The sequence below is a fragment of the Mucilaginibacter sp. genome, assembly GCF_028288105.1.
Lineage (GTDB): Bacteria > Bacteroidota > Bacteroidia > Sphingobacteriales > Sphingobacteriaceae > Mucilaginibacter.
Map to the genome: position 1 here is coordinate 1 of NZ_JAQBOI010000174.1, position 10,817 is coordinate 10,817.

Consider the following 10,817-nt stretch of genomic DNA (forward strand, 5'->3'; position numbering starts at 1 on the left):
TTATATTAAGGCCTTTGGGTAATATCATTTACATTTTACCCCCGTATTGCATAACTGACGAGGAACTCAATTACATTTACACCACCATTGAGCAAGCCCTTAATGACATTTGAAACATGGAATTAAACACAATACTACCTAAAATAATTGCCGATAACCACTTGCATGCGCGTTGGTTAAATACGCTATCCTTAATGGAAAACACGGGTGCCCGTAAAATATCGGCCAGTGAAGACCCGGCAACAGTTACCTATATTATTTTAAAGCATGCCGCCGAAGAGCATCGCCATGCCTTCTATCTTAAAAAGCAAATAGAAAAAACAGGAAAGGAATTGCCAACGTATTCTTCCGAATACCTGATTGCACCGGCGTTTAGCAAATATTATTTAAATCAATTAGATATTGATGTTTGCCGTTACCTTAAAAAAGAATTGCATTTAACGGGCGCCGAACTGCGCTTTGCGGCTTATCTGCTGGTAACCTATGCAATAGAAGTGCGCGCCGATGAATTATATCCAATTTATCAGGACGCGCTTGATGAGGCCGGCAGCAAGGTAAATGTAAAATCTATCATCTTGGAAGAGGAGGGGCATCTGGAAGAAATGATAAACCAGTTGAAAAAATTCTCGCCCGATTGGGAAAGCCATGCGCAAAAATCGGTTGATATGGAAACTAAGCTATTTAAGGAATGGGTAAACAGTTTATCCGCAGAATTAAACTAAAAAACAAAGCCCGGTAATTTGAAACTACCGGGCTTTAATAATATAAAACGGATTGGCTTAGTTACCGCCGCCGCTTAATGCTTTTAAATCATCCATAGTGATCTTTTCAAAATCAGCTGGTATGCCAAAAGTGCCTGCAGGTGCTTTTTGCTCAATTACACTTTTAACTGTAACCTCTACCGACTGGGTATCCTGGAAATTGAAATATTGTACAGGGAAACCACCAATTGTAGCATAATATTTTGCTATACCTGTTGATGGGATAGAAATATCATTGGTGATCCAAACATCATACGTTTTGCCACTTTTGGTATCTTTCGCTACCACTTTTTTGCAATTAAAACCAGATATTACTTTGGTTTCGGTGCCGGGTGTGAAAGTGAAAGTTGGCAGTTTGGCCATAGCTTCTTCAACTTCGGCAGGCGAAGCTATAGCTGCTTTTTTCATAGAAGCAACGGCTACATCAACCAAAATAGCAAGCGACTGGCCTTTTGCATCAGTTAAGATTTTAATATTTGCCGGGCCCGCCGAAAACAAAAGTGCGGCAGAATCAGTCCTGAAATAAGTTTTCGGCTCTACTGTTTGGCCTTGCATAGTGGTGCTAATGGTAATAACGCCCTCTTTATATGCTTTTTGTGCGCTTGCACTAATAGCTGTTGCGGTAAGGGCCATACCCAGGGCAACAGTAAATAATTTGTTCTTCATAGTTTTAATTTGATGGATACAATTTAGTGTGTAATTAACTTGTGTGCAAATTTTTTAAGATATTTTTTAATTATTTGTACGGATTAGATACTATACAAACCGATTTGTTACGTTTTAATATTTTGTAATTCACCTGCATATTTTTAACGTTTTCCTTAAAACCGGCAATGTATTTATCAGAATTACTACCGGCAATAATAAGCGTTTTGTTTTTAACAATGGCTGTATCAACAAACGCATCGTCACCTATATATAAATAATTAATGCCCAATTGCTGCGGAATAGACTGTATTTGCGAGCTATCGTTTAACAGCAACAGCTTTTTATTTTGAAAAGCTATGAGGTTCCCTTGCTTCAGCAGGTAGGGTAATTGTATGTTTTTATTTAATGGATATACCTTATAATCAGTTACCCGGCTGCTATCCAAACCGGGTTGTATTGAATATTTGAAGTTTTTATCGGTTTCGGGTAAATCAGTTAACACAACGCCTTGGTTACCATCTTTAAAAACAATGCCGGTGTGTTTCCGTAGGTTCAAGAAGGTTACGGATTGAGTATTATTTGCCTTGTATTGTTTCAGTTTGATGCTAATGCTGAATACTAACATACAAGCAAGTGCAACGTTGATCAACCATTTCTTTTTATCGTACAAAAAGTAAAAAACAAAAATGATAATCGCATAAAGCAATAAATACTCAAAAGTATTAAGCCATATTTTGCCTATGCTCGCGTACGGGCTGTGTTCTATAAATGCCAACGCTTTATTCATCAGCAGGATACTATGTTCAAGTAAATATCCTAATGCTTTAGAAACAAAAGACATTTGCGGTAGCATCATCAAAAGCAGCCCGCTATACATAATTACAATAATGGGAATAGCAATAAGCAGGTTGCTCACCAAAAAATAAACCGGGAACTGGTGGAAATAATAGGCACTTAGCGGAAAAGTAATAACCTGCGCTGCTATAGATACCGAACAAGCCAGCCATATTTTATCGGCTATTCGGTTCTTAAAAGTGAACCAGTTATAAACGATAGGTTGGAAAACAACCAGACCGCCAACCGCAAGGTAGGAAAGCTGGAACCCCACATCAGTAAGCAAAAAAGGATCATATAATAACAACGCGAATGCCGACGCTGCCAGCAAATTCAGATTGTTTATATACCTGCTATAGGTTTTACCAGTGATAACCAAACTTATCATTACCGCTGCCCGGTATACTGCCGGCGAAAACCCGGTAAGTAAAGCATAAGCCCAAATAAGGCCGATGATAAGAATAGCCTTAAATATACGGCCGCGCTTATGCCCATTTAAAAAACTTAGTACCCACCCAAGCAGCAAATAAATAATAGCCACATGCCCACCCGAAACTGATAAGATATGGATAGTGCCTGTTTTAGAATACGCCTGCAAAATATCATTACTCAAATCAGCTTTATAACCCAGTATAAGGGTTGATGCTACTGCTATGGCGGTAGTATCCTGCATATTAGCTTTCAATTTGTTAACCAGCTTTTGCCTTAATTGTAGCGCATAGGCAATTATCGGGTTGCCTTTGCCTGCTGTAATTATCTTGTATTGTTTGGGATAAAAAAATGCCTGATAATGCACGTTTTTATTGGCCAGGTACTGTTTGTAATTAAACTCACCGGGGTTATAAGGCGGGTCGACAGTTGTGTATTTAGCTGGTATCAGTAGCTCCTCGCCATAAAATAGGTTTTTGGCAAGCTCATCTTTGATGGTGATAAGTAACGTGCCGCTTGTTTTATTAACCTCGCCATTATTTATGCTTTGTTTAATATCCGCTGTGAAGCGTACAAGGTCATCTTTTACTTTTGGTTCGGAGGTAATAGTGACTACACATTGTTGGGCAGGTTTTTTAGAAAAATGATCGGCTTTATTAAGTTCGTTATGTTGGGTAGTAACAAACCATCCCAGCAAAAATAATATCATGGAAATAAGCGACCGGCCAAGCCAGCGTACTTTGTAAACCCGCAAAAGGGTATAAATTAAATTAAGGCCAATAAATAAAAGGCTGAGAACAATCAGCGCGGGTAAAGCGAATGTATTATTGGTGTTTAAACAGAAAAGCGCGCCGTATATGCCTGCTAAAAAGGGGAGTAGAAGTACAATAACGGGTATCTCACCTTTGTGCTTAGCTATCATATATTTTATTCCCGCCCCGGTGATAAGGTTAATTATGGAATAAAAATAGAATATCTGCGGCTAATTACAACTGATCGCGTACTTCCAGCAAGAATTTTTTCATGTCTTCCAGCGAATCAATTACACGCTGATGGTCGCGGGTATCGCCCATGTTGTGCTTCAGATGGTCTTTAGCGCCTTGCAGTGTATAACCTTTATCGTTTATCAGGTGGAAAATAATTTTGAAATTCTCCAGGTCTTCGGGGGTAAAGTAGCGGTTGCCCTTTTTATTCTTTTTGGGCTGCAGTACATCAAATTCTTTCTCGTAAAAACGTATCAACGACTGGTTAACACCAAACATGGCCGAAACCTCACCCATGGTGTAGTACATTTTACTGATCTCGCGTTCTTTGTAAGGCATATGCAAATGTAAAGTTTTAGCAGGGAAGTGTGCAAACCTAAGTCTGTAAAATATGTATTAATTAGCCGCGAAAATTGAATAGGATAAAAAGGTAAATACGATCATCTTTTTTATGGTATCAAAAAAAAGATTAAATTAGTAAGCTAATTAATTATGACTAAACCTTTTTTCCTGCTTGCCATAGGCCTTTTTGCTGTAAATTTTGCCTTTGGCAATACAGCCGATTCGGCAGTAACCATTAATTCTACTGTAGAAACTTACCAGTTTGTATACAATACAAAAACTGTTTCTGTTGAGATAAAGCAAAAACTTATCGCTACTTATATTGCCAATACTTTCCAGGCAAACGTCCCTATAGCACAAGGATATAACAACCATGTTACCATTAATAATGTAGAATGCAAAGTAGATGGCCGCACCCCACGCGACTTTAAACCTACCTATACTTACTATGGCAGCGACGACGTATTTTACTCTGACCAGAAGATCTGCTATTTTCCGTTAACCATTCCCAAAAAAGGTGGCCTGGGTGTTGTTACTTTTGAGGAAACCGTAAATGACCCACGTTACTTTACCAGCATCGGTTTTTCTGAAGCTTATGCCGTAAACCAAAAAGAAATCAGCGTGAAAATTCCCCGCTGGATGAAGGTTGAACTGAAGGAATATAACTTTAACGGGTTCAATATCAAAAAAACCACACAATATATCAGCGGCGAGGATGCCGACCTGGTAACTTATACCATTAAAAATTTACCCGCTACTAAGCAAGAGGGTAATAGCCCCGGCCCAACTTATTTGTATCCGCATTTAATGGTGCTTTGCAAATCGGCAAGTGTTGGCGGGAGCAGCGTTACTTATTTTAATACACTTGACGATCAGTACAAATGGTATCACAGCCTTATTAAAAATACAGTTGCAGACCAAGCGGCTATAAGTACAAAGGCTAAGGAACTTACAAGCGGTTTAACTACCGATATTGATAAGATAAAAGCGATATTTTATTATGTACAGGATAATATTAGATACATAGCATTTGAAGACGGTATGGCAGGTTTCAGGCCCGAAAATGCAGATGAAGTTTTGCGCAAAAAGTATGGCGATTGTAAAGGTATGGCCAACCTTACTAAAGCTTTGTTAATGGCATCAGGCTATGATGCAAGGCTTTGCTGGCTGGGTACCAAGCATATTGCTTATGATTACCAAACACCATCTTTGGCTGTAGATAACCATATGATATGTGCGCTTAATTATAAAGCTAAAACATACTTTTTAGATGCGACCGAAAGCTATTTAGGCTTTGATGAATATGCTGAGCGCATACAGGGCAGGCAGGTGTTGATAGAAGATGGTGAAAAATACGTGCTAACAAAAGTGCCTGTTGCTGCAGCGGGGCAAAATGCCAACATCCAAACATCAAAAATGAGCATTATTAATGGCGCCTTTACCGGTACTGTTAATTACGTGTGGAAGGGAGAAGATAAAGAGGAGATATTAACAGGTATTAACAGTATTAAGCGCGAGAAAACCGAAGATGCAATGATCAAATACCTGGCAGGCGATAATAACGATTACACTATAACCAACATGGTATTATCTGGCACCAGCAACCCGGATAAGGATCTTACTGTATCGTATGACCTTAGATCTAAAAATGGTATTTCATCTTTCGGGAAAACTTATTACATCGATCTGGATCATACAAAAGAGCTGATGGATGCCCTTATTAAAACAGATGAACGGAAGCACGATTACTGGTTTGACCACAAACTTAACCTTAGCCGTACAGTAACCCTAACTATACCACAGGAATATAAGGTGTCATCGCTGCCTGTGGCCTTAAACATTGTAAATGCCAACTACGAGTTTCATGTACAATATTTAAGCGCGGCAGATAAGGTTACCTACAAAAAAAGCATTATTATCAAAAACACACATTTGCCCAAAGCAGGCTTTGCCCAATGGAATACAGACATTGAGCAGCTTATAAAAACGTATAACGACGCACTAATTATTAAACCTATAACTGAATGAAAAAACCTTTACTCTTACTTTCTTTTTTAATTGTAATCGGCACTGCACTGTATGCGCAAACCTATAACGAAAAAGCTGCCGAAGTACAAAAGATGGTATGGGCAAATGCCCCACCCGAGTTTAGCCTTAAAGATGTTCCGGCGAAATATGCCAACGAAAGCGCTGTGATACTGGCGCAGTCATACACCATGCAGCGTACATCAAACCTTAAGTTTAAATTTATGATAATTGCAGCTGGTGTTGCCAATAGGGTAACCAAAATATCAACCCTGCATGAGCGTGTTAAAATAAACGATAAGTCGGCCCTGGAGCGTTACTCCACGCTCGAATATCAAAAGAAACTGGATAAAAGCCAATCGTATATGCTGGTTAAAATGAACGACGTGCATAACACCTACATTGGCGCAAAAATTATTAAGCCAAACGGGCAGGAAACCACCGTTAATACCGGCGAGGAAGTGCTTTTGAAAAATACAGGTAAAGATCAAAAAGGCAAATTGGCCATACCCGGCCTGCAGGTTGGCGATATATTGGATTATTACATCAGTAATAATGATCTGTCTGAAAATGCCATGGAAGATTCTTATAAAAAGAACGACCAGATCTATGTACTGGCAGACGAGTATCCGATACTTAACTATTCGTTGTATTTTCAATTCAATAGCAAAGCATCGGTTTATTATGTATCCGCAAATGGGGCCCCAAAGCTTGAGGAAAGTACTTTGCCTAATAGCGATCAGGTTTTTAAAATGAGCCAAAAAGACCTTCCAAAGTATCAAAGCCAGAAGTGGGTTTCTGTATATCGCCAATACCCGTATATTGAAATAAGCAGTGCCTCCAAGTCAAAAATGATGACTTATAACAATCCTGCTGCAAGGGCAGGCGGGCTAACAGATAACAAGAACCTTTTTCAGACCTTTTTCAACGAGCTAAGCAACCCTATTGACCAGGAACCGAAAAACATACTTAAAGATTACTTTGACAGCAAAAAGAACTTAAGAGCCGCGCCGCTCGATAGTTCGATGAAGATCTTGTACGATGCCTGGAAATTACATGTTTTTGGAAATTTTGACAAAGATGATCTTAGTGATCTGAGCTTGCTGAATTACCGTAAAGCTAAAGGTACAGTGGCTGTCATTAACATGAGCCGTATTTTAACAGACATGGATATCCCTCATGAAATATTGCTGGTGTGCTCTCGAGATAATAGTAGCCTGGATAACGTTTATAATTTTTCTGACCTTGACGCGCTGATACGGATAAGCAATGGTAACAACCCTTTATACATGTGCTTTGATGATGTGCTTACCCATTTCAACGAGATACCGGCTAAGTTTCAGGGTGAAAAGGCAATTAGTATGGTGCCTAAACGCAAGAGCTCGACAAAATATGTGTTTGATGAAATGAATACAACCATACCAATGGTGAGTGCGGAAAAGAATCATATTGATGAGCAGTTGCAAATTTCGCTGCTGGCCGATATGCAGAAACTAAAAGTGCAAAGGCTGGTAAAACAAACGGGGAATATGCGGCACAGTGATCAGAAAAACCTATTGAGCGCTATGGATATTGATAATGCATTAATGGAGTTAGTAAAAGGGGAGCCACTTGCCAAACGCCTTTCAAAAAATCCGGATACCAAAAAATCTGCCGACGCATTTCTTGCAGGTATGGGTAAATCATTGGTAGAGGTACGTAAGAGTTTTATGGACGAAGCTAAGGGACAGTTTGACCAGGAGCCCACGCAGATTAGCGATTACAAAGTGATTAACCCTGCCATTGAAAATAACAAACCCGTGTTTGAATACACCTCCACGGTGGTGCTGAACAATTTGGTGAAAAAGGCTGGCAACAACTATATTATAGATGCAGGTAAACTTGCAGGCAGCTTTGTACAGCTTGATGAAAAAGATAGAAAACGTACACTTGATGTTTATATGCCGAGCGCCCGCAGCTTTAAATACACGCTTAGTATAATCATCCCGCAAGGTTATAAAGTAAACGGCGTTGAGGAGTTAAATACCAAAAAGATAAATAAAACAGGTTCTTTCACTTCAGCCGCGGCGGTTACAGGCAATGTATTAAACATAGTGGTTACCCGTAATTACAATAATAATTTTGAAAAAGCTGCCGACTGGCCTTTAGTTAGCGAACTGATAGATGCCGGTTTTGCTTTTAATAATCAGAAAATTCTGCTGGAGAAATAAGAAGCCGATTTACAATATGCAAAGGGCGATGGATTAATACATCGCCCTTTTTTGTTGCCTGACAAGGACGGAGTTTTAGTGCACATGTTGCCTTTCTTCACGCGTCATTGCGAGGTACGAAGCAATCTCCTGATTTACATGTCGCCGACCTGTCCTAAAGAGATTGCTTCGTACCTCGCAATGACGCATTTACATACTGTAAACAATATGTTCATTTTTGTAAAGACAAGCGTACAATTTTGTAAGATAACTCCGTAAAATTTCACACTTTTGCACTCTATTTATTACTATGACCGCTATAGAAATACGCCAGGCTTTTCTTGATTTTTTCGCTTCTAAAGGCCACATTATTGTGCCAAGCGCACCTATTGTTATTAAAAACGACCCTACACTGATGTTCACCAATGCAGGGATGAACCAGTTTAAGGATGTGTTTTTGGGCGAGGCACCTGCAAAAGCGCCGCGCGTAGCCGATACGCAACGCTGCCTGCGTGTAAGCGGCAAGCACAACGACCTGGAAGAGGTAGGTATTGATACCTATCACCACACCATGTTTGAGATGCTGGGCAACTGGAGCTTTGGCGATTACTTTAAAAAAGAAGCCATTGCCTGGAGCTGGGAACTATTGACCGAAGTTTACAAACTGCCTAAAGAACGCCTTTATGTTACTTATTTTGAAGGTGACGATAAGGAAGGACTTGAAAAAGATACCGAAACCTACGATCTGTGGAAACAGTATGTAGACGAGGCACATATCCTTCCCGGCAATAAAAAAGATAACTTTTGGGAAATGGGCGAAACAGGCCCTTGCGGACCGTGTTCAGAGATTCACTTTGATAGTCGCCCGGATAATGAGCGTGCCGAGGTTAGCGGTGCTACGCTGGTTAATGCCGACCACGACCAGGTTATTGAGATCTGGAATAACGTGTTTATGCAGTTTAACAGGTTAAAGGATACTTCCTTACAGCCATTGCCGAACAAACACGTAGATACCGGTATGGGTTTCGAGCGTTTGGTACGCGTACTGCAGGGTAAAACCTCTAATTACGATAGCGACGTTTTTCAGCCGATAATTCAATTTATTGCTGAGAAAAGCGGCAAAAAATATAACAGCGCGGCTAAACCGGGTGATGCCGATTGGGCCGATGCTGTAGCCATGCGCGTACTGGCCGATCATATCCGTGCCATTAGCTTTGCTATTGCAGACGGGCAACTGCCTGCAAGTAATAAAGCGGGTTATGTTATCCGCAGGATATTACGTAGGGCCGTACGTTACAGCTACCAAACATTAGATTTTAAAGAACCCTTCTTTAATGAGCTGGTGCCTTTATTGGCAGAGCAGTTTAAAGGCGTGTTTGATGAATTATATAATCAGAAAGACTTTGTTCAGAAGGTGATTTTAGAGGAGGAAGTTTCTTTCCTGAGAACATTATCTGCGGGTATCAGGAAATTTAAAGAGGTAACATTAGGGGGGGATAAAGTCATTTCTGGCGCCACAGCTTTTGAATTATCAGATACTTATGGATTTCCAATCGATTTAACAGAGTTAATGGCACGTGAAATTGGCGGTTCGGTTGATATAGAAGGTTTTGAAAAAGCCCTCCAAGGTCAAAAACTCCGTTCCCGCGCTGCTACAGCTGTAAGCGCCGGCGACTGGGTGGTATTACGCGGTGGTGACAATACCGAGTTTGTAGGTTATGACGAGATGCAGATCTATTGCGACATCCTGAAATATCGTAAGGTAACGACACAGGGTAAAGAGCAATACCAGCTCGTACTTAACCAAACACCATTTTACGCCGAAGGTGGTGGCCAGGTTGGTGATACCGGTGGACTTACAAGCGAATGGTATGACGAGCAAAAAGGTCCGCTTCAATTCGATGTAACCGATACCAAAAAAGAGAATGGCCTGATCATCCACTATGCAAACCTGCAGCCTTATTATTCAGTAGAAACAGGTGAGCAAAAAGAATGGACATTGCCTAACCCAATGCCAACCCGCTTTATGGCGTACGTTGATATGGGCAAACGCATCATGACCAACGCTAACCACTCGGCTACACACCTGCTGCATGCAGCGCTAAAAGAAACTTTAGGTGAACACGTTAACCAAAAAGGGTCGTTGGTTAACCCTGACCAGTTACGTTTTGATTTTTCGCACTTCCAAAAAGTTACCGATGATGAGATAGAAGTACTGGAGCGTATTGTTAACGAAAAGGTGCGCGCAGCTATCCCTCTGAAAGAACAACGCCGTGTATGGTACAATGATGCCATTGAAAGCGGCGTTACGGCATTGTTCGGTGAAAAATATGGTGATTTTGTTCGCGTAATAACATTTGATGATAAATTTAGTAAAGAGCTTTGTGGTGGTACTCACGTACAAAATACTGCCGAGATCGGTTTCTTTAAAATAACAGGCGAAAGCGCCGTTGCTGCCGGGGTACGCCGTATCGAGGCGATCACCAGTTACAATTCGCTAAATTATATCCAGGAGGAAGGCCGGTTGGTGAAAAAGCTGAAAGAGCTGCTTAGAAACCCTGCCGACCTGCCCAAAAGCGTTGAGAGCCTTATTGAGGATAACAACC

Annotated in this window: 7 protein-coding genes; 4 read left to right on the forward strand and 3 right to left on the reverse strand. The window is 40.6% G+C overall.

Going from position 1 to position 10,817, the window contains the following annotated elements; translation table 11 throughout:
* Nucleotides 1-116 precede the first annotated feature (116 nt).
* Nucleotides 117-722 carry a hypothetical protein gene (locus JWQ85_RS12010; RefSeq protein ID WP_299468223.1) on the forward strand — a complete coding sequence of 202 codons (606 nt, stop codon included), beginning with the start codon at nucleotides 117-119 and terminating at the stop codon, nucleotides 720-722.
* A gap of 57 nt (nucleotides 723-779) precedes the next feature.
* Here the strand turns inward: JWQ85_RS12010 and JWQ85_RS12015 are convergent, their stop codons facing one another.
* The 3 genes from JWQ85_RS12015 to JWQ85_RS12025 all read right to left on the reverse strand — a co-directional run bounded on the left by JWQ85_RS12015 (nucleotide 780) and on the right by JWQ85_RS12025 (nucleotide 3,994).
* Nucleotides 780-1,427, reverse strand: a complete 648-nt coding sequence (locus tag JWQ85_RS12015; protein WP_299468225.1) for a DUF4412 domain-containing protein — start codon at nucleotides 1,425-1,427, stop codon at nucleotides 780-782.
* A 70-nt stretch (nucleotides 1,428-1,497) separates the two neighbouring features.
* Nucleotides 1,498-3,594, reverse strand: coding sequence for a ComEC/Rec2 family competence protein (locus JWQ85_RS12020; protein WP_299468227.1), 2,097 nt, complete (start codon nucleotides 3,592-3,594; stop codon nucleotides 1,498-1,500).
* A 64-nt stretch (nucleotides 3,595-3,658) separates the two neighbouring features.
* On the reverse strand, nucleotides 3,659-3,994 hold the full coding sequence (locus tag JWQ85_RS12025; protein ID WP_299468229.1) for a MerR family transcriptional regulator: 336 nt from the start codon (nucleotides 3,992-3,994) through the stop codon (nucleotides 3,659-3,661).
* Between the two features lie 153 nt (nucleotides 3,995-4,147).
* Between JWQ85_RS12025 and JWQ85_RS12030 the strand changes: the two genes are divergently transcribed.
* The 3 genes from JWQ85_RS12030 to alaS all read left to right on the forward strand — a co-directional run.
* A complete protein-coding gene (locus tag JWQ85_RS12030) occupies nucleotides 4,148-6,025 on the forward strand; it encodes a transglutaminase family protein (protein ID WP_299468231.1) in 1,878 nt (625 codons plus the stop codon).
* Nucleotides 6,022-8,232, forward strand: a complete 2,211-nt coding sequence (locus JWQ85_RS12035) for a hypothetical protein (protein WP_299468233.1) — start codon at nucleotides 6,022-6,024, stop codon at nucleotides 8,230-8,232. Before JWQ85_RS12030 ends, JWQ85_RS12035 begins: the two co-directional genes overlap by 4 nt.
* Nucleotides 8,233-8,521: 289 nt before the next feature.
* A partial coding sequence (alaS, locus tag JWQ85_RS12040; protein WP_299468235.1) for an alanine--tRNA ligase occupies nucleotides 8,522-10,817 on the forward strand: 2,296 nt, incomplete at its 3' end.

What these genes read in the sequence shown, in the direction of transcription:
- JWQ85_RS12010 (WP_299468223.1), top strand. Translation starts at nt 117, where the DNA reads ATGGAATTAAACACAATACTACCTAAAATAATTGCCGATAACCACTTG.
- JWQ85_RS12015 (WP_299468225.1), bottom strand. Translation starts at nt 1,427, where the DNA reads ATGAAGAACAAATTATTTACTGTTGCCCTGGGTATGGCCCTTACCGCA.
- JWQ85_RS12020 (WP_299468227.1), bottom strand. Translation starts at nt 3,594, where the DNA reads ATGATAGCTAAGCACAAAGGTGAGATACCCGTTATTGTACTTCTACTC.
- JWQ85_RS12025 (WP_299468229.1), bottom strand. Translation starts at nt 3,994, where the DNA reads ATGCCTTACAAAGAACGCGAGATCAGTAAAATGTACTACACCATGGGT.
- JWQ85_RS12030 (WP_299468231.1), top strand. Translation starts at nt 4,148, where the DNA reads ATGACTAAACCTTTTTTCCTGCTTGCCATAGGCCTTTTTGCTGTAAAT.
- JWQ85_RS12035 (WP_299468233.1), top strand. Translation starts at nt 6,022, where the DNA reads ATGAAAAAACCTTTACTCTTACTTTCTTTTTTAATTGTAATCGGCACT.